This is a genomic window from Rhizobium indicum (assembly GCF_005862305.2).
Lineage (GTDB): Bacteria > Pseudomonadota > Alphaproteobacteria > Rhizobiales > Rhizobiaceae > Rhizobium > Rhizobium indicum.
The window spans coordinates 732,933-752,820 of the sequence record NZ_CP054021.1; the positions used below are offsets into that span (position 1 = coordinate 732,933).

Annotated in this window: 17 protein-coding genes; 4 read left to right on the forward strand and 13 right to left on the reverse strand. The window is 60.9% G+C overall.

The genetic code is table 11. The annotated features are described in order from the left end of the window. Positions 1-6: 6 nt before the first annotated feature. Positions 7-495 (reverse strand): hypothetical protein, encoded by a 489-nt coding sequence (locus FFM53_RS03590; RefSeq protein WP_138329988.1) that lies wholly within the window; start codon positions 493-495, stop codon positions 7-9. Between the two features lie 288 nt (positions 496-783). Here FFM53_RS03590 and FFM53_RS03595 point away from each other — a divergent pair, with 288 nt between their 5' ends. The 3 genes from FFM53_RS03595 (at position 784) to FFM53_RS03605 (ending at position 2,546) form a co-directional block, all read left to right on the forward strand. Further along, complete coding sequence (locus tag FFM53_RS03595; protein ID WP_138329990.1) at positions 784-1,281, forward strand: hypothetical protein; 498 nt, start codon at positions 784-786, stop codon at positions 1,279-1,281. Between the two features lie 168 nt (positions 1,282-1,449). Continuing rightward, the gene (gene xth / locus FFM53_RS03600) at positions 1,450-2,283 is read left to right on the forward strand and encodes an exodeoxyribonuclease III (RefSeq protein WP_138329992.1); all 834 of its coding nucleotides are present in this window, start codon (positions 1,450-1,452) and stop codon (positions 2,281-2,283) included. An 80-nt stretch (positions 2,284-2,363) separates the two neighbouring features. After that, the gene (locus FFM53_RS03605) at positions 2,364-2,546 is read left to right on the forward strand and encodes a hypothetical protein (protein WP_138329994.1); all 183 of its coding nucleotides are present in this window, start codon (positions 2,364-2,366) and stop codon (positions 2,544-2,546) included. A gap of 47 nt (positions 2,547-2,593) precedes the next feature. Here FFM53_RS03605 and FFM53_RS03610 read toward each other — a convergent pair whose 3' ends face one another. The 12 genes from FFM53_RS03610 to FFM53_RS03665 all read right to left on the reverse strand — a co-directional run bounded on the left by FFM53_RS03610 (position 2,594) and on the right by FFM53_RS03665 (position 18,587). Beyond that, positions 2,594-4,678, reverse strand: coding sequence for an FAD-dependent oxidoreductase (locus tag FFM53_RS03610; protein ID WP_138390880.1), 2,085 nt, complete (start codon positions 4,676-4,678; stop codon positions 2,594-2,596). Beyond that, complete coding sequence (locus tag FFM53_RS03615; RefSeq protein WP_138329997.1) at positions 4,675-5,853, reverse strand: Gfo/Idh/MocA family protein; 1,179 nt, start codon at positions 5,851-5,853, stop codon at positions 4,675-4,677. Before FFM53_RS03615 ends, FFM53_RS03610 begins: the two co-directional genes overlap by 4 nt. A 24-nt stretch (positions 5,854-5,877) precedes the next feature. Then, a complete protein-coding gene (locus FFM53_RS03620) occupies positions 5,878-7,533 on the reverse strand; it encodes a GMC family oxidoreductase (protein ID WP_138329999.1) in 1,656 nt (551 codons plus the stop codon). A 45-nt stretch (positions 7,534-7,578) separates the two neighbouring features. Beyond that, on the reverse strand, positions 7,579-9,084 hold the full coding sequence (locus FFM53_RS03625) for a GMC oxidoreductase (protein WP_138390881.1): 1,506 nt from the start codon (positions 9,082-9,084) through the stop codon (positions 7,579-7,581). A gap of 15 nt (positions 9,085-9,099) precedes the next feature. Beyond that, positions 9,100-10,215: an ABC transporter ATP-binding protein gene (locus FFM53_RS03630; protein ID WP_173883536.1), complete on the reverse strand. Its 1,116-nt coding sequence runs from the start codon at positions 10,213-10,215 to the stop codon at positions 9,100-9,102. Between the two features lie 3 nt (positions 10,216-10,218). Beyond that, the gene (locus FFM53_RS03635) at positions 10,219-11,199 is read right to left on the reverse strand and encodes a carbohydrate ABC transporter permease (RefSeq protein ID WP_138391247.1); all 981 of its coding nucleotides are present in this window, start codon (positions 11,197-11,199) and stop codon (positions 10,219-10,221) included. Continuing rightward, entirely contained in the window at positions 11,196-12,146 is a 951-nt protein-coding gene (locus FFM53_RS03640; protein ID WP_138391246.1) for a carbohydrate ABC transporter permease, read from the reverse strand. Before FFM53_RS03640 ends, FFM53_RS03635 begins: the two co-directional genes overlap by 4 nt. A gap of 128 nt (positions 12,147-12,274) precedes the next feature. Continuing rightward, positions 12,275-13,537 carry an ABC transporter substrate-binding protein gene (locus FFM53_RS03645; protein WP_173862925.1) on the reverse strand — a complete coding sequence of 421 codons (1,263 nt, stop codon included), beginning with the start codon at positions 13,535-13,537 and terminating at the stop codon, positions 12,275-12,277. Positions 13,538-13,625: 88 nt separating this feature from the next. Beyond that, a complete protein-coding gene (locus FFM53_RS03650; RefSeq protein WP_138328172.1) occupies positions 13,626-15,146 on the reverse strand; it encodes an aldehyde dehydrogenase family protein in 1,521 nt (506 codons plus the stop codon). Next, positions 15,146-15,925, reverse strand: coding sequence for an enoyl-CoA hydratase/isomerase family protein (locus FFM53_RS03655; RefSeq protein ID WP_138328173.1), 780 nt, complete (start codon positions 15,923-15,925; stop codon positions 15,146-15,148). The genes FFM53_RS03650 and FFM53_RS03655 overlap by 1 nt, the downstream gene beginning before the upstream one ends. Beyond that, positions 15,918-17,531: an acyl CoA:acetate/3-ketoacid CoA transferase gene (locus FFM53_RS03660; protein WP_138391167.1), complete on the reverse strand. Its 1,614-nt coding sequence runs from the start codon at positions 17,529-17,531 to the stop codon at positions 15,918-15,920. The genes FFM53_RS03655 and FFM53_RS03660 overlap by 8 nt, the downstream gene beginning before the upstream one ends. 9 nt (positions 17,532-17,540) lie before the next feature. Beyond that, positions 17,541-18,587, reverse strand: coding sequence for a LacI family DNA-binding transcriptional regulator (locus FFM53_RS03665; RefSeq protein WP_138391168.1), 1,047 nt, complete (start codon positions 18,585-18,587; stop codon positions 17,541-17,543). Positions 18,588-18,933: 346 nt separating this feature from the next. On the opposite strand from FFM53_RS03665, the gene lepB reads away from it, so the two are divergent. Next, positions 18,934-19,875, forward strand: coding sequence for a signal peptidase I (gene lepB / locus FFM53_RS03670; protein ID WP_246413078.1), 942 nt, complete (start codon positions 18,934-18,936; stop codon positions 19,873-19,875). Positions 19,876-19,888: the final 13 nt, after the last annotated feature.

A 19,888-nucleotide genomic window follows, 5' to 3' on the forward strand; every position in this document is an offset into this window, starting at 1 on the left:
AAGAGGTTAGCGAAGGAAGCGGCTCAGCCGCCGGGCATCACTGGCCGTCGCCTGCCGACTTATAATCGTCCGGCCCTTCGAGTCCTTCATAACGTAGCGACCGCGTTGCAGAGTTTCAGTGATGCCGTTTGAATGGCGGACGTCGATGGAGCCATCGGACGCCGCTGTCGCTCTCGCGCCCGATCTTGCTGACGATCCTGTGCTAGAGGAAGATGATCCTCCACCACCGGCGGAATTTCCACCATTGCCGTTTCCGGAACCGCTATTGCCGTTGCCGTTGCCGCCACCGTTGCCATTCCCTCCCCCATTGCCATTACCGCCGCCGTTGCCATTACCGTTGCCATTCCCGTTGTTGCCGTCCTTTGCCTGCGCAAAGTCAGCTGCCAGAACAGGAAGGGAACCGCCGAGTTTTAGTGTGACTGGTGATGCGGCAGCGACGAGAGCGACGGCCGCGCTACCGCCCAATCTCAGAAAATCGCGTTTCCGGATACTCATGCAATGGCCTCATTCGTCCGTTCTTCGCCGTTTCCCATCATATATGACGCATAAGATTTCTCGCTGTTCCCAAGACAAAATGCAACCGACCTAGGTAGTAGGCGCCAGCAAGACTTTGGTCCGGGCCGACCGATTGCCGCGGTCGACATCGGAAAGAGTCCAACGGCGTGATCATAAGCGCCGCTTACTCCCGTTGCTCCCTGTGCTTTGAAAAGGGCGCAAGCATTCTATGGAACTTCTGCCCTCGTCGTCGCTTTGTCTGTCAACGTGCAACAGAGGAAAACCCCAATGGCAAACCCGAACGAATCCCCCGCAGTCCAATCCATGCGAAAAGAGCAGGCAGAGCAGCGGAAGCAAACCCGAGACGGCCAACTCGACAAGGGTATCGAGAATACCTTTCCGGCGTCCGATCCGGTGTCAGCCACTCACACTTCAATTTCCGCCGGCCGCAGCGACGTCGAGGCGGCTGAGCGCGTGAAGCGAGAACCCGATCCCACCAAGCTCGACGAGGAGTTTCCCCTGGTGGATCAAGCCCTGCGCTCGACGGGCGAAACCGACCGTTCCTCCGAAGGGCTGGATGCCAATCGCGAGAAAATGCGCGCGCTTCAGAAAGAAGCCGGTCGGATGACCGAAACCGCTTCGGAACTGGCGTCCGGAACAGCCCGCCTCGCAAAAGCGGAAGCGCGCAGCTTCGTACGCGATCTCGAGGATCGGATACGCCGGCAGCCGCTGACAGCCGCAGCGATCGTCGCCGGCATCGCCTTCGTCTTCGGCGCGACGCGTTGAGGAGCCAAGTGACAGTCGCCTCGCTCGATCACCCGAGGCGATTCGACCGGCGGACCATTACGGTGTGGAGAGCCGCCTCCATTAGGACGAATGCGGGCGGGGATTTCCTGAGGACGAAACTCAGGAGCGCTTCTAGAGCCCGTCCGTGCTTCGACTTCCGAGGGCATCGTGAAAATCGCAACCTACAATGTCAACGGGATCAATGGGCGGCTGGACATCCTGCTGCGCTGGCTCAAGGAGGATGTCCCTGATGTAGTCTGCCTCCAGGAACTGAAGGCAGACGATGCCGGGTTTCCGCGAAAGGAAATCGAACGAGCCGGCTACGGCGCCATCTGGCACGGACAGAGATCCTGGAACGGCGTGGCCATCCTGGCGAAGGGCAAGACCCCGATCCTGACGCGGCGCGGTCTTCCCGGCGATCCTGACGATACCCACAGCCGGTATATCGAAGCTGCCGTCGACGGCATCCTGATCGGATGCCTGTATCTTCCCAACGGCAATCCGTTTCCAGGAGCAAAGTTCGATTACAAGCTGCGCTGGTTCCGCCGTCTGCAGGCGTACGCCGCCGAGCTCCTCGAGCTCGAGGTGCCTTCGATCCTGGCCGGTGACTTCAACGTCATGCCGACGGAGATCGACGTCTACAAGCCGGAACGCTGGCTGGACGACGCCCTCTTCAGGCCGGAAGTGCGCAAGGCCTATGCTGATCTCGTCGCTCAGGGCTGGACCGATGCCGTCAGACATCTTCATCCTGGAGAGCGCATCTACACCTTCTGGAAATACTGGCGGAACAGCTTCGAACGTGATGCAGGGCTTCGGATCGACCACTTCCTGCTCAGTCCGGCAGTCGCCCCGTTGCTTCGATCGGCAACCGTCAGGAGAAAGCCGCGCAACTGGGAGCATACGAGCGACCACGCGCCCGTCATGATCGAGCTCGACATTTCCGAAGCGGGAGCCGACCTAGGAGCATCAGCCCGCTCAGTGACGAACAAAGGGAACCCGTGATGTCGCCGGGAGTTAGGTTATAGAGCATCAATGTCGAGATCGCATTCCTGCCTCGCAATGCTCCAATTTGAGTGACCGCTATGGACGAAAGCAAAAACTACCTGAACACCGACGAGATCCAGGCCGACGATCAGTTGTCGCCGAAGCCGATCGAAGGAAAGGATCCGCCAAGGCGAGTGCGCAGAAGCGAGGAAGCCATCGCCGAAGGCTCTGACGATACCGAGCGCGTCCGGGTCCCGCCCCCCGTTGCGAATCCCGATTGATCACCCTATGGACCCGTCTCTAAATGATTCAGGTCCCTGGCATCACCTCATTTGTCCGCGTCCAGATCGTAGATTCCGCCCGTCAGCCACGCTGGCCAGTCTCGCTCGAAGAAGGACCTGGCGCTTTCATCCAGCGTGCGGTTTGGACGGGTTGAAAGCCTGATCTCATCGCCATCAAGCCGAACGACGATCTGCTCCTTGCGGTGCGCTTCCCGTTCCTTCCAGAAACGATAATCCTGCAAAGGCCCTGAGCGCGCCAGCGGAAGGGATTCGCCCTCCGCATCGCATATTGCGCGCGCGCCACGGCTGCCCCCTCCATTGCGAATGAAGAAATCAAGCGCGCTGAGCACGGCTTCCGAGGCGAGCGCCATATGCCGCCATTGCACGCCGCGAACCGCCTCCGCTGCGCGACCGTAGGAGACGCCGCTAGTACCAATGTCAGCATTCAGTTTGCGAGCTTCGATCAAGGCTCGGCCAACGCTTTCTTGATCACAGATGATGCCAGCCTTTTCGCTCATTCGCGCCTGTACTTGCGAACGGATCGATTTGACGGTGAGCGGGCTCTCGGTCCGAAGTCCGGCAACTAGGCCGACGATGCCCGCCTCTGCGATATCGGCTATGTCCTCTGCTGCCGACCGCTTCGCCCTGCCGCTCGCGCTGATGTGCTCTGCCGCGCGCGTACCGAAGACTTGCCCGGCATTGAGCGCCGCTCCACCCGGCCTCGTCACGCCGTGTGTGCCCGCCGCTTCTCCAACCGCGTAACAGCCGCCGAGACTGCTGCGGCCCCAGGTGTCGACCATGATGCCGCCGTTCATGTGCTGGTTGTTGACCGCAAATTCCAGCGGCTCTTCGGCAATATCGATCTTGTAGCGGCGGTAGAGCTCGATCGCGAGCGGGTTCATATGCTTCAAACGATCGATCGGCATGTCCTGGTCGGCACCTGCCTTGCCGAGATATTCGCGGACGTCTTCGTCCAGTCTTTCCAGGCTGAACGGCAGGTCGCCCGGCACGGATAGGGGATTGCGATTGAAGTCCATAAAGACACGCCGCCCTGCGGCGGTTTCCCGGGAGATGGCAAGGTCGACCAGGCTCGAGCCGAAATCGAGCATGCGCGTCGCGTGAAATGGCCATTGATAGCCCTTGCGGAAGACGTTCGACGCCAGCTCCTGCGTGCTGCGGTAGTATTCTGCCAGGAAGTGGTGCTCGGCACCTTCGGTATCGAGCGAGTAGATATGCGGGATGGCCTGGACGTAGGTGCCCGACAGATTCCACGGGAACCCTTCCCTGCGTGTGCCGATCCCAAACTGGCTTTCGGTCAGATTGACGAGTTCGACGCCTGCCTCGAGCGCCAGTCCGAGAGAACCGAAGCAGCCGTTGGGATAAACGCTGTCGCGATAGAGTTCGCCCGGCCCGCCGGCGGCGAGCGCGATCACGCCACTGACGAACAGCGCGATGCCCAGCGGGTTCTCCTCCGTGCGGTCGCTGGCGCGCATGACGAGCATGCCAACGACATGACGGTCAGCGCCACCGCCCTCGGTAAGGATCTTTACCGCCGTGGTCTGGTTATAGAACGGCACTCCAAGCCGGATCGCCTCCTCGGCCAACACCTTGACCATCAGGCGCGAGGTGCGCGGGCCGCAGCTGGTAGCGCGGCCGACCTCGTCATGGTCGGTCTGATATCTCAGCGTTCCACCGAGCGGATCCTGAGGCAGCGGCAGGCCTAAAAACTGGAGCGATGCCATCATCCGGGACGAGCCCACGGCCTCGACGTAGGCCGTATCCTCGTCCATCGCGCCGCCGCTGCGGATGGCGCGGGCCATCGCCTTGTAATTGTCGCCCTGATCCGCGGTGTTTGCAGTGTGCAGGGTCTGCTTGTCGGATCCCGAACAGGCCGAGGTTCCGCCCCACGCGCTTTGGCTGACGATGACGACGTCATCGCCGCGCCGATTCAATTCCACCGCCGCCCGCAGACCTGCAGCACCCGATCCGACGACGACGCAACCAGCCCGGTAGACCGGCACCTCGATGCCGGCGAGCCGGACCGTTTCCGAAGGGGCGGCCTCGGACGGCAGCCGCGGCATCTCCACATCGGTCAGTGCGTCAAGAATTTCCTGCGGAACGTCTATGGTCATTGGCGTTCAGCCAGCGGGATGTCGACCCAACGCCTCTGCCGGGAGGACTCCATGCATGCGTCGACGATCTGGCAGATGTGGTGGCCGGTCTCGAATGTCGGCCACATCGGTCTGTTGGCAACGATCGAGCGGATCACTTCGGCCACCTCGATAATCTTGCTTTCATTGTAGCCCAAGCCGAAATTCGGCAGAGGGAGGAAAGCCCGGAAGGTTGGGTTCTCAGGCCCCACGTCGATCTCGCGGAAGCCGCGCCGACCCGTCCGATCGTCGTTGGAGTAGAAGCGCAGCCGGTTTATTTCGTCATAGGTGTAGGCGATGCTGCCTTTCGTTCCGTAGATTTCGTAGGTCTGCATGAACTTGCGGCCGGTCGCGACACGGCTGAAATCGACGATCCCGCCGGCGCCGTTCTCGAACCGGCACAGCAGGTTCGTCGCATCGGGATTGGTGATATCAGCCCAGGTCTCATTGCCTGTCAGTTTCACCTCTTCGCCATAGGCAAGGCCTTCGACGACAGGCCGGCGCGGCGTTGCGATAAGATTGTCGGCGATCAGGGAGCTGACGCGGCCAACCAGGAAATCCATGAAGCTGAAGATATGCGAACCGGTATCACCGACGATCCCGGTCGGCGCGAGCTTTCCATCGGCGCGCCACATGAAGGGCGCGTAGGGATCGCCATACATGTCGACGTGCTGGCAGCCGCGGAACAGCTTGATCTCGCCGATTTCGCCGGATTGAATGATATCTTTCGCCAGATCATGGACGGGATTGCGAGGAAAGGCGTGTCCAACGCGGGTAATGACACCCTTCGCCCGGGCGATGTCGGCCAATTCCCGCGCTTCGGCGGCGGTGTTTGCCAACGGCTTCTCGCAATAGACATGTTTGCCGGCCAGCAGGGCCGCCTTGGCCACCTCATAATGAAGATGGTCAGGCAGGCAGATATCGATCAGATCGACATCAGGATCAGCGACCGCCAGATTCCAATCCTGAAGAATTCTTGCACCCGGCGCCCTGTGGGAAATATTCCCGGCTGCTTTCGAGGGACCTTCGACGAGAGCGACGATCCGTGCCGTTCCGTCCGACACTCCGAAGAAATGCGGAAAGGTCTGATAGGCCATCGTGTGGACCTTTCCCATCCAGCCCGAGGCGCCAAGCACTGCAACTCTGACTTCAGACATTGTCGTCTCTCCTCTCGACATGGCTTACCGGATTTCGGCGCGGGCCCTCGGCCTCGCATCGTTGCGTTCGTAGGCGAAGATGGTGGGGGCAAGTGCCGGCAAGCCCCGGATGAGGTCCGATCCCTTTTCGCCGACCATGATCGTCGGCGCGTTGGTATTGCATGACGGCACGCGCGGCATAACGGATGAATCGCAGACCCTGAGGCCTTCCAAGCCGTGCACCTTGAGATCAAGCCCGACAACCGCGTCAGGCCCTCTCCCCATCTTGCAGGTGCCGACCGGATGATGGTCGGTCTTTGCGTTGGCGCAGCCGTAATCGAAAAGCTGCTCGTCGGTCGTGACCTTCGGTCCAGGAAGCCTTTCGGCCATGACATAGGGCTTCAGCGCCGCCTGCTGCATGATCTCGCGTGCGAGCTTCAGCCCTTCCAGGGACATCGTCCTGTCGTGAGGATCGGACCAGTAGTTGGGGTCGATCAATGGAGCGGCAGCCGGGTCTGAGGATGACAGACGCACCGTCCCGCGCGAGCGCGGATGCAGATAGGCGGAGTTAAGGGTCACGCCGGCATTCTTGAGCCGTTCGACACCCGCTTCGATGCCCGAACCCAGGCCGAGGTGGAACTGGATATCAGGAGAACGGGCCTGCGGATCGGCATACCAGAAGCCGCCGGTCTCGAAGAGCGACGAGGCGACCGGTCCGGTGCGGAACAGTACATATTGTATCCCGGCCCAAACGGTCCGGTGGAGTTTTGCGACGCCATCATAGGTGTGATCGCCGGTGCATTCGGCAATGACGAAAAGATCCAGGTGATCCTGGAGGTTGCCGCCGACACCCGGTAGATCGTGAAGCACCTTGACGCCCACCGACCGCAGATGGTCGGCCGGTCCTATGCCGGACTGCAAAAGCAGCTTCGGCGATCCGATCGCGCCGGAGGAAACCAATACTTCGCGGTCGGCACGCACGATCTCCGAGCCGTGCGAGGTCACGATCTCGACGCCTGTCGCACGGGCTCCCTCCACAATAATACGCGCGACGCGCGTGCCCGTCCTGACCGTCAGGTTCTTCCGGTCCTTGATCGGCGAGAGATAGGCGAGCGAAGCCGACGACCGGCGGCGGTTGCGCTGCGTGAGTTGATAAAATCCCACTCCCGCCTGCTGGCGTCCATTGAAGTCGTGATTATAGGGAATGCCGAGCTCCTGCCCTGCACGGATATAGGCGTCGCAGATCGGCAGCGGCGCAGCAGGCATCGAGACGCCGAGCGGACCGCCATAGGAGTGATAGTCGTCGGCGAAGCGCTGATTGTCTTCCGCGCGTTTGAAATAGGGAAGGATCGAACGATAGTCCCAGCCTTCGCAGCCGTCTTCACGGGCCCAGAGGTCATAATCCACAGCGTTTCCGCGCGTGTAGAGCTGGGCGTTGATCGACGAGCCGCCACCGATGACTTTCGCCTGCGTATAACGAAGCACGCGGCCTTTCATGTGCTTTTGGGGAACGGTTTCCCATCCCCAACTGGCGACACCTTTGGTCATCTTGGCGAAGCCCGCTGGCATGTGAAAGAGCGGATTCCAGTCGCCTCCGCCCGCTTCTAGCAGGAGGACGCTGACATCAGGATCTTCGCTCAGCCGATTTGCCAGCACGCATCCTGCTGGACCGGCGCCAGTGATGATGTAATCGAATCCCATTTTACTGTCCTGTTGCATTCGGCCTGGCGACCGCCAGTGCCTGTGTCATGCCTGCAAGTCCTGCGACGCAATGTGATCTGCCACTCTCAGCGCTTGGGCGGCGACGGTGAGCGCAGGGTTCACCGCGGCCGAGGTGGGGAGGAAACTGGCGTCGACGACGAAGAGATTTTCGTGATCATAAGCCCGGCAATACGCGTCGAGCGGCGCAGTCGCGGGATCGTTTCCGATGCGGATCGTTCCGCACTGATGGGAAGGCGTGCGCTTGTCGAAGGGTCTCGACAGCACGATCGGAAATCCGATCGATTTCAGGATGACCTTCAGCTTGGCGACAAGTGCGAGATGGGCGTCCCAGTTGGTTCGCTGCCATTGGAGAATAATCCGATCTCCATCCACCATGACGCGGCTTTCGGGATTGGGAACGTCCTCGCTCATCGCATAGAAGTCGATGGCATGGCCGGTGATGAAGCGCAGAAGCCATTCCGGAGCCTGCGGCAGAGAACCCTTGAGAACCTTTTCGGAGATGCGGCCGAGGAGCTGCACGTTGCCGAGGGGCGGTCCGCCCTCCCCGTCGGAGAGATAAAAGTCGTTGAAGGCAAACGTCTTCTGGTAGATGGAGGTGTTCTTGAACCGCGGCGAGACCCCGATGACGGCGGACGCATTGTGATTCATGAAGTTGCGGCCCACCTGGTCGGAAGAGTTCGCCAGACCCTTTGGGAAGCGGTCGTTTTTCGAACGCAGCAAAAGCACTGATGATTGGACCGCCCCGGCGGAGAGGATCACGATCTCAGGCGAAACAGTCACCGTCTGCCCGTTCTTGATGTAGGCCACCCGGTCGATCCGGCTCCGCGCTCCCGTGTCGAGCCTCGTCACACGCGCATTGGTTTCGAGCCGGACGTTCTCGTGTCTCAGTGCTACTGAGAGTGCTGCGGTCTCGGCATCCATCTTGCCGTCGCGTGCGTTTGGATGCGCATCCCAGGGCGTGGGTGCTTTGGAGAGCCAGGCGTCAAGATCCAGGCCGAGCGGCAGGGAAAACGGATGCAGGCCCTTCTGCTTGAGGCGCGCCCTGATATCGGCAATCGGCGCCTCGTCCGGGACGGGCGGATACTCGTAGGCCGCCGAGTGGTGCGGCTCCGTCGGATCTTCGCCCAGACTGCCGCGGACCTGGTACATGCGTTCCGCTTGGCAGTACCACGGCTCCAGGACCTCGTACGGAAACGGCCAGGCCGGCGACACACCCTCGCGGTGTTCGATGACTGCGAAATCCTCTTTGCGATAACGCGACAACACGGCGCCATAGAATTTCGAATTCCCGCCGACATTGTAGTAATTGCCGGGATTGAACCCCTTGCCGTTCGCCTCGTACCAGGTTTCCTTCGGTCGAAAATGTCCCCGCTGGAAGATCGCGCGTTGGTCGCGGTTGACCGGAAGGTCGGCGATATGGTCGCCGGCTTCGAGGATCAATATCTGCGCGCCGGTCATGGCCAGGCCGGCCGCGACCGTGGCGCCGCCGACGCCTGAACCGATGATGACGATGTCAGGTGAACTGCTCATGTTAGCACCTGGCCATCACGCAATCCGCGCCTGTGTTTCCGGATCGAAGAACACGGCCTTGTCGAGATTGAAGGCGAGGCGGGTATTTTGTCCTGGTGCGATGCCGGTATCGGCGCGCAGGCGGGCGACGACGGATTTGCCGCCGAGCTTGGTGACGGCGAAGGTATCGGAGCCGGCCGGTTCGACCACCTCGATCAGGCAATCGCCCTCGGTCAGCGAGCGCGCCTTGCGGTCGGCGCCATCGGGGTCGGTCAGCGCTTCGGGCCGAATGCCGAAGATCACCTGTCTGCCGGTATAGGCAGTCAGGCCGTCATTGCCTGCCATGACGGGGAGCCTCAGCGGGGCGGCATTCGGCCGCTCCAGCGAGACTTCGAGCCCGCCGGCGCCGTTTTCGACGGTGGCGTTGAGCAGGTTCATCGCCGGCGATCCCATGAAGTCGGCGACGAAGATATTGGAGGGGCTGTTATAGATCTCGGCCGGTGTGCCGAACTGCTGCAGCACGCCGTCCTTCAGCACGGCGATCTTGGTCGCCAGCGTCATCGCCTCGATCTGGTCGTGGGTGACATAGACGAAGGTGGTGCCCATGCGCTGATGCAGCCGCTTGATCTCGGTGCGCATGTCGACCCGCAGCTTGGCGTCGAGATTGGAGAGCGGCTCGTCGAACAGGAAGACCTGCGGATTGCGCACCAGCGCCCTTCCCATGGCGACACGCTGGCGCTGGCCGCCCGACAGCTGGCTCGGCTTGCGGTCGAGCAGGTGGCCGATCTGCAGCATGTCGGAGACTTGGGCGATCGCCCTGGCACGCTCCTCCTTGGGCACGCCGCGGATCTCCATGCCGAAGGCGATGTTGCCCGCCACCGTCATGTTCGGATAGAGCGCATAGGACTGGAACACCATGGCGATGTCGCGCTTGGAGGGATGCAGCCCGCTGATGTCGCGCCCGTCGATCTTGATATCGCCTGAGGTGATCGTCTCCAGCCCGGCAATGGTGTTGAGCAGCGTGGACTTGCCGCAGCCGGACGGGCCGACCAGCACGAGAAAGCCGCCCTTTTCGAGTTCGAGGTCGATCCCCTTGAGAATGTCGACGGCGCCGAAGCGCTTTTTGAGACCGGAGATTTCGAGGAAGGCCATGGATTACCCTTTGACAGCGCCCGCCATCAGACCGCGCACGAAGTAGCGGCCGGCGAGGATATAGACGATGAGCGTCGGCACGGCGGCGATCATCGCCGCCGCCATGTTGACATTGTATTCGACCACCCCGGTCGAGGTGTTGACGACATTGTTCAGCGCCACCGTCATCGGCATGGTGTCACCGGTGCCGGCGTAAGCCGAGGCAAACAGGAAGTCGTTCCAGATATTGGTGAACTGGTAGATCACCGTGACGACGATGATCGGCAGCGAGTTCGGCAGCATGATGCGGCGGAAGATCTGGAAGAAGCTGGCGCCATCGACCTGGGCGGCCCTGACCAGCTCGGTCGGAAAGGCCTCGTAGAAATTGCGGAAGAACAGCGTCGTGAAGCCCAAGCCATAGACGACATGCACGAAGACCAGATTGACCGTCGGATTGCCGAAGCCGAAGTTGAAGCCCGTGGTATTCTGCAGCGTCATGCCGAAGCGGCCGAGGGAGCCCAGGATCGTTGCCATCGGCAACAGCACTGACTGGAACGGGATGAAGCAGGCAAACAGCATCAGCCCGAACACCAGCGTGTGGCCGGGGAAGCGCCATTTGGTCAGCACATAACCGTTCAGCGCCCCCATGATGGTGGAGATCGCGACAGCCGGCACGACCATCTTGATCGAGTTCCAGAAGTAACCCTTGATGCCGGCGCAGGTGAGCCCGACGCAGGTCTCGCCCCAGGCCTTGATCCAGGGATCGAAGGTCGGCGATTGCGGCAGCGCCAGCATGTTGCCGTTCTGGATCTCGTCCATGGTCTTGAACGAGGTGGTGAGCATGACGAAGAGCGGCATCAGATAGAGGACGGCGAAGACCAGCAGCAGGCCGTAGATGACGGTGCGGCCGATCCAGCGGGTGTTGCTGTTCTTGTTGTCGTTTCTGCTGTCGCTGGTCTGCGGCAGCGTTGCCGAGGTTGCTATCGGAGAGGTCACGCTGCTCATCGCGCCTTCTCCTTCAGTTCGGAATAGAGATAGGGAACGATGATCGCCGAGATCGTCATCAGCATGATGATGGCGCTGGCCGAGCCGACGGCCATCTCGTTGCGCTTGAAAGTGTATTCATACATGAAGTTCGACGGCAGCCAGGCCGAGCCGCCGGGGCCGCCCGAGGTCAGCGCCACCACGAGGTCGTAGGACTTGATCGCCATATGGGCGAGCACGATGAAGGCCGACAGAAAGATCGGCCGCAGCAGCGGAATGACGATGCGCCGATAGAGCTGGAATGGCGAAGCGCCGTCGATCTGGGCGGCCTTCATGATCTCGCCGTCGATGCCGCGCAGACCCGCCAGGAACATCGCCATGACGAAGCCGGACGCCTGCCAGACGCCGGCGATGACGACGGTGTAGATGACGAAGTCCTTGTTCTTGATCCAGTCGAAGTGGAAGCTCGTCCAGCCAAAATGGTGCAGCGTCTGTTCTAGCCCGAGGCCGGGATCGAGGAACCATTTCCAGGCAACGCCTGTCACGATGAAGGAGAGCGCCATCGGATAGAGGAAGATCGGCCGCAACACGCTCTCGCCGCGGATCTTCTGGTCGAGCAGGATGGCGAGGAAGAGACCGAGCACCAGGCAGATACCGATATAGAGGAAGCCGAAGATCGCCATGTTGGTGATCGAGGTGTACCAGGAGGACGGCGGATCGCTCTCGAAGGTCCAGCGCCACAGCCGCTGATAGGCGCGTGCTCCGGTCAGCGCATAGGAGGGAAAGGTCTTGGAATTGGTGAACGACAGATAGGCCGTCCAGACGATGAAGCCGTAGACGAAGATGATGGTGATGACGAAGCTCGGCGCCAAGACGATCTTCGGCAGCGCATCCTGCAGCCGGCCACGAATGGATGCTCTTGTCCCGCGCGTTGTGATCGCGGGTTCTGTTGTCGCAACGGTGCTCATGGAATGTCATCTCCTCCCCACAATCGGCCCTGCATGATCGTCCGGGCATGATTGTCCGCGCATGATCGGCGCGGAGCCTGAAGCTTCCCCGCGGAGCACGCGGGGAAGCATTGTCATCACACGTGATCTCAGCGGGCGTCGTCGATCGCCTGGACGAGCTGCTTGACGGCTTCGTCAGAGGTCTTGATCTGGCCGTGGACGAACTTCGAGACGACATCCTTGTAGGCATTGGCGATGGCCGGCGGTGCGCCATAGCCTTGCGCCAGCGAACCGAACAGCGTGCCGCCTTCGTTGGCTGCCTTCAGGTCGGCGATGCCCTTCTTGCCGCAAGCGTCGAAGTCGGTGTCGGGAACGTCGGTACGAGCCGGCACCGAACCCTTGACGACGTTGAAGGCCGACTGGAAGCTCTTCGACAGCGTCGCGGTTGCCAGCGCCACCTGGGCGGCCTTGCGGTCATCAGGAACGTTGAACATGCCGAACATGTCGGAGTTGTAGACCACGCTGCCGTCGGTGCCGGGGAAGCGGTAGCAGAGGAAGTCGGTGTCCGGCGTCTTCTTGGCGGCGACGAATTCGCCCTTGGCCCAGTCGCCCATCACCTGCACCAGCGCGTCACCCTTGATGACCATGGCCGTTGCCAGGTTCCAGTCACGGCCCGAGAAGTTCGGGTCGACATATTTGATGATTGTCGCCAGATTGTCGAAGGACTTCTTCATCGTGTCGGACTTCAGCGATTCATCGTCGAGGTCGTTGAAGGCCTTCTTGTAGAACTCCGGACCGCCGGTCGACAGCACGATGGAATCGAACATCGTCGCTTCCTGCCAGTTCTGGCCGCCAAGGGCGAGCGGGATCACGCCGGCTGCCTTGGCCTTGTCGAGCAGGGCGATCAGCTCGTCGAAGGTCTTCGGCTGGGTGCCGCCGATCTTGTCCATCACAGCCTTGTTGATCCACAGCCAGTTGACCGAGTGGACGTTGACGGGAGCAGCAACCCACTTGCCGTCATAGACGGAGAACTTCTGCAGGGCTGCCGGAACCGACTTGTCCCAGCCTTCCTTCTTCGCCGTCTCGGTCAGATCGCCCATGACGCCGGCCTGGGCATAATCGAGCACGGTATAGCCCAGCATCTGCGAGGCTGTCGGATAGGTGCCGGCCGCAACCATCGCCTTCAGCGCCGTCATCGCCGCATCGCCGCCACCGCCGGCCACCGGCACGTCCTTCCAGGCAAAACCTTCCTTCGAAAGATCCTGCTTCAAGACGTTCAGCGCCGCTGCCTCGCCACCTGACGTCCACCAGTGCAGCATCTGCACTTCCTTGACGTCAGCGGCGTGGGCGGACACATGAGCGCCGGCCAGAGCCAATGCGACCATTGCGGTCGTGGTCAAAAACTTGTTCATCGAAGAACCTCCCAGTTCCAGTTTGGAAGATGCGGGACCCATTCCCGCACCAATCACCCGCCCTCCTCGAGCGTAGTTCGGCCGCCGGCTAGGCCGGCTTTTCCGTCTGCGGCATCCACCAGCTGGTGCGCTTGCCGATATGCATGTTCAGCGTCTTGGTCTCGGTGTAATCTTCGACCGCATGGCGACCGAGTTCGCGACCAAGGCCGCTTTGCTTGTAACCGCCGAAGGGAAGTTCCGAGGCGCCGTCCATGAAGGTGTTCATCCAGACCGTCCCCGCCCGCACCGACCGGCCGATCGTCAGGCACGTGTCGAAATCGCGGCTCCAGACACCGGCCGACAGGCCATAGTCGATGGAATTCGCAATCCTGATGGCTTCGGCCGATGTCTCGAATGTCAGGACCGAAAGCACCGGACCAAAGACTTCCTCGCGCGCCACGGCCATATCGGGGGTGACCTCTTCGAGGATCGTCGGCGACATGAACTGCCCCATGCCGAGGTCGAGCGTCTCGCCGCCATGCGCGACCCGGGCACCGCTGCTCCTCGCGGCGGCGACGTATCCTGATATCTTCTCCAGGTGTTGCGGCGTGATGATGGCGCCGACCTGCGTCGAAGGATCGAGCGGGTCGCCGACCTTCACCGCCTTCGACAGCTCAGCAATCCGCTTGACGACATCGGAAGCGATTGATTTGTGAAGGATCAGCCGCGAGCCGGCATTGCAGCACTCGCCGGCATTGAAGTATGCGCCGAAGACCGCGGCATCGATAAAGGCATCGAGATCGGCATCCGGGAACACGATCTGCGGGTTCTTCCCGCCCAGTTCCAGCGAGACCTTCTTCAGCGTCTGTGCGGCTTTCGACATGGTCAGCTTTCCGACACCGGTCGAGCCGGTGAAGGACACCATGTCGACGTCGGGATGCGACGTCATGACCGCACCGACCTCTGGTCCCGTACCGGTGACAATGTTGACGACGCCATCCGGCACGCCTGCTTCCTGCAGGATCTCTCCCAGCACCAGCGTCGATCCTGAGGTCAGTTCCGAGGGCTTGACGACGGTGGTGCAGCCAGCGGCCAAGGCGAATGGCAGCTTCTGGCCAACGATCAGGAACGGAAAGTTCCAAGGCGTGATGATCGACACCACGCCGATCGCTTCGCGCAAGACGACGCCGAGCGTGCCATCGCCGAGCGTGTTATAGCTCTCTCCGTGGAGGTCGCGGGCAAGAGCTGCCGCATAGCGCCATATGTCAACGGAGCCGGCAATTTCTCCCCGCACCTGGGTGATCGGTTTTCCCGCCTCGATCGCATCGAGAAATGCTAGCTCCTCTGCACGCGCCGCGATCAAATCAGCAGCCTTGAGCAGGATGGCGGAACGTTCGGAAGCGGTCATTCGGGGCCACGGCCCGAGGTCGAACGCCTTGCGTGCCGAAGCGATAGCATGCTCGGCGTCCCTCTTGCTGCCGGTCGGAAACCGGCTGACCACGACACCATGGCTTGGAGCGACACGCTCGATCGGATCGGAGCTGCCTGCCTCCCATTTGCCATCGATGAGCATCTTGAAATCACGCGCTTTGTGGTCTCTGAGCGCGGTGGGGTTGACGAGAACCGTCATTACCATTCTCCCTTGAACGTTGCCGGGCGCTTCTCGCTGAATGATGCGACGCCCTCCTTCAGATCGCCGGTCTTCGCAGCGAGGATCGAGCCCAGGGCTTCAACCGCGGTTCCGTTGTCTTCGCCGTTTGCCGATGCGATCATCAACTTCGCGATCTCGGTCGCAGCCGGCGCCCTTGCGGCAATCCGCCCAGCATATTCCCTGGCGGCGACGAGCGCGTTTCCTGTGGGAACGACCGCGTCTACGATCCCGAGCAGGCGTGCCTCCTCGGCGGTGAATATCTCGCCGCCCAAGGCCATGCGCCGGACGGCTTGCGCCCCGAACCGGCGCACAAGACGCTGGGTCCCAGACCAGCCCGGCACCATTCCAAGGCCGGTCTCGGGCAGGCCGATCTTGATCTGCTCCTCTGCGAAGCGAATGTCCGCAACCCCTGCAAGTTCAAGCCCTCCCCCGAGGGCATGGCCATTCAGAGCCGCGATCAGCGGCACCCTGAGCGTCGCCAGTCTTTCGAAGATACGGTGGCCATGCCGAACCCAGAGATGACCGAACTCCTGAGGTAACATTCCGCCCCAGGCCTTGATATCGCCTCCAGCGGAAAAGCCCTTTCCTTCACCCGTGAGAATGGCAGCGCGCACATTGGCGTTCGCCTCCACCTCGTCGGCTGCGTCCGCCAACGCCTTGAGCATATCCAGGTCGAGTGCGTTCAGCTTCTCCGGACGAGAAATCGTCAGCGTCGCAACATGTCCATCGACGTCAATTCTGACTGTTCCGCTAGCCATGGAAGCTGCCCTCCAGTGTCCGTGCCGTTTTTTCCGAAAGCGACAGGCCGATGTTTGCCTCCCCGAAGAGCGCGGCGTCCATGACCTTCAGGTCCGGCGCCACGATCAGCGGAAACTCCGACTGATCGAGGATGTGGGACTGGAGATCGACGCCTGGGGCAATCTCGGTGAGGACGACGCCGTCGGGCGTCAGCTTCATCACGCACCGCTCAGTGACATAGGTGATGTCCTGGCCCTGCTCGATCGCGCGCCTGCCGCTGAAGGTGACATGTTCGACCTCGTTCACGAGCTTCTTCAGCTTGCCTTCCTTCTCGATGAAAAGAGCTCCATCGGCGATCGAAAGCTTCGCTCCGGCGTTGAACATGCCTGAGAATACGATCTTCTTAGCCCGGGCCGTGATGTCGACGAAGCCTCCGGCGCCCGCCGTCACATGCGGCCGGAAGGAGAGCTTGGAGACGTTGACCGAACCGTCTTTGCCGATCTCGAGGAAGGACAGCAGCGAGGCATCGAAGCCTGCACCCTGGAAATAGGTGAACTGATAGGGAGACGGCATGTAGGCGTCGGCGTTCGACGCGCAGCCAAAGGCGAAGTCGAGCAGCGGCACGCCGCCGACAGCACCTTGCTCAATGACCCAGGTGACTGCGCCGTGGAGCCCCTCCTCCAGCAGAATTCGCGGCACGTTGGCCGAGATGCCGAAGCCGAGATTGACGCAGCTTCCCGCTTGCAGTTCCTGCGCGACACGACGCGCAATGACTTTCTGAACATTGAATTCCGGAACGCTGAAGCTATCGAGCGGACGGAAGATCTCCCCGGAGATTGCCGGATCGTATTGCGTCTGCGTCGTCTGCTTCTGTTCCGGATCGACGATCACATAATCGACCAGCATTCCGGGCACCCGGACGTCGTGGGGCTTCAGCGAGCCTTCCTTGGTGATCCGCTTGACCTGGGCGATGACGATGCCGCCGTTGTTGCGTGCGGCCAGCGCCTGATCGAGGCCGCCGAGATAGGCGCCTTCATGCTCGTATGTCAGGTTGCCGCGCTCATCGGCGGTGGTGGCGCGGATGATGGCGACCTCAGGGACGATCGAGGGAAAGAACAGCCAGACATCGCCCTCGAAGCGCACGCGCTTGACCACCGGATGCTCCGAAGCCAGGCCGTTCATCGCGCAACCCTGCCGCTCTGGATCGACGAATGTGTCGATACCGATCTTGGTCAGAACGCCCGGCCGCTTCGCGGCGGCTTCTCGATGAATGTCGAACAGGATGCCGGACGGAATGTTGTAAGCCGGGATTTCGTTGTTGGTGATCATTTGCCAGATCAGCGGCGGCTCTGACGATGACGGGCCGGACGGATAGGAACCACCGATGATGCGCTTGAGCAGCCCCTTCTTGGCGATATGGTCGACACCCTTGATACCGCTCATGTCGCCGGCTGCGATGGGATGAAGGGTCGTGATATCACGAGGATGGCCGGTCGCATCGAAACGCTCGCCAATCGCCTTCAGCATGAGGTCCGGGCAACCGAGACCGCTCGAGGAAGACACCGTTACAACAGCGCCATCCGGGATCAGCGCGGCCGCTTCGGCCGGGGTGAGATGCTTCTTCATGGGCCTTACTCAGAGTCCTGTTTCGATTTTTACGCTCTTGCGGGCTCCGCAGCTCTCGCGAACGACCAGCCGAACCGCTGTTGTCACCGTCTCCGCCTCGGCCTTGCCCGCATTGATCTGCTTCAGAAGCAGCTGGGCGCCGCGGCGGCCAATGCCCTGCGGATCGACCGAGACCGTCGTGAGCGCGGGAACCGCCGCCTGAGCCTCGATGACGTCGTCGAAACCCACGACCGCGAAGTCGGAGCCGGGCTCCAGACGGCGCGCACGCAATCCGTCGCAAACACCGAAGGCGACGGCATCGTTGAAGCAGACGGCTGCTGAGGGTTTGTCGGCAAGAGCGATTGCTTTTCCGATCGCCTCTACCCCGCCGGCTCGCGAAGGCGCCGACGAGATGACAAGTTCTTGGTGATAGTCGAGCCCGGCTGCCTCTATGCCGCTTCGGTAACCGGTAAGGCGGTCGTCGAAGACAGCGGTGTCGGGAAAGCCGCCGAGAAAAGCGATGCGCTTGTGACCAAGCTCCGCCAGGTGCTTGACCGCAGACATCATGCCAGCCTGGTTGTCGGAGACGACGGACGAGACTTTGGCGCCAGGCAGGTTTCTGACGACGACCACCACCGGAATCCCTGCGGCGACGAGTGGCTTGAAGTCTGCGGCATCGGTGGCGCGCGCCGGCGACACTATGAGCCCCGAAATGCCATGTTCCCGCATCGATGCGACAACCTCGCGCTGCCTGTCGATGCTCTCGCTGGTGTTCGACAGGAACTGCACGAATCCGGCCGACTGAACGACCATATCGACACCGACCGCCAGTTCCGCGAAGAAGCTGTTCGTCAGGTCGTTCACGACGACGCCGATGATCCTCGATTTGGCACTGGCCTGCCGAAGATTGGCTGCGCCGCGATTGTAGACGTAGCCCAGCTCGCGCATCACCGCATTGACCTTGGAACGCGTCCCCTCATTGACCAGGGAGGAGCCCTGAAGCACCAGCGAAACCGTCGATTTCGAGACGCCTGCGGCCTTCGCAATGTCAATGACGGTTACCCGCGCCTTTGTCATTTCCCCTCCCCGACGCCAACGTCGACTGATCGATAGATATTTGGAACGTTCCAATTCTGTCAAGTGAAAATTCGCGCCGATTCAGTTCACGCTGACGTTTTACGCAAATTCCTGGCGCCTCAAAGGGGCGGTCAGCACTCGGAAAATTGGAACGTTCTAAATTTGGGCCGCAAGCAGGAAAACGTCCGCCAATATTCTCGGGCACGAGAAAGCTACGTTTTTCTGCGATAGCACGCGGCCAATCGGGGGGTGGCATTTTTCAAGACTTCGACTACAAGTCGAAATGAGGCGCTGCCAAAGAGCGATTGTGACCTGAGTATATTCGTCAAACCTACTGAGATTTTTTATGCAAATTTTTAAAGCTTTTCGCGCTCGCCGCCCCATTTGTGCAGCCACGCTGGGATTTCTATTCGGTCCAGATGTCGTAATGGCCTATCTCGGGCGCGGCTGGAAAGCGACTGCTTACTTTACGGGTGGCATCGTCATCTCGATCGCGCAACTCTGGTTGTTTGGCGTTCCTTCAGCCGCTGTTTTTGGATATTTCCTGATCTTGGCCTGGCGTCTGATCGGCCTATTGCATGGCTATCGTGCAGCAAAGAAGGTGCCAGCAGACACCGTGTTTCCGTGGTACTCGCGGTGGTATAGTCTTGCCCTGATCTTTTTGATTGCACCGTTCGCCTTGGCGATGCTGGTTCGAAGTTTCGCCTTTCAACCATTCACGATACCGTCGAGCTCGATGCTGCCCAATTTGCAGAACGGCGACTACATGTTCGCGCAAAAATACGCCTACGGGTACAGCCGCTATTCGCTCCCGTACGGGCTTGGACCGGAGCGTCGTATATTTGGACATGGACCGGAGCGAGGAGACGTCGTCATGTTCCGGACGCCAATGGACCCGAGGGTCGATTACGTGAAACGCGTCGTCGGCCTGCCGGGTGACCGCATTCAGATGAAATCCGGTATTCTTTACCTGAATGGTACCGCCGTTGAGCGCGAACCGGCGGGTGAATTGACCTATCAATCAGTAACAGTGCAGGCGTTTAAGGAGACGCTGCCATCCGGCCGCAGCTATACGATCGTTGAGCAAGTGGACAACGCCCGTGGCGACAATACCAGAGAATTCGTTGTCCCCAACGGGCATTACTTCGTGCTGGGCGACAATCGTGACAACAGCCTGGATAGCCGCTTCGACATGGGATTTATCCCAGATGGCAACATATATGCGAAGGCAGCCATAGTGCTTTTCAATTCCCAGAATGGATCGCGGCAGATGTCGTGGATCCAATAACCTCGAGAGGCAG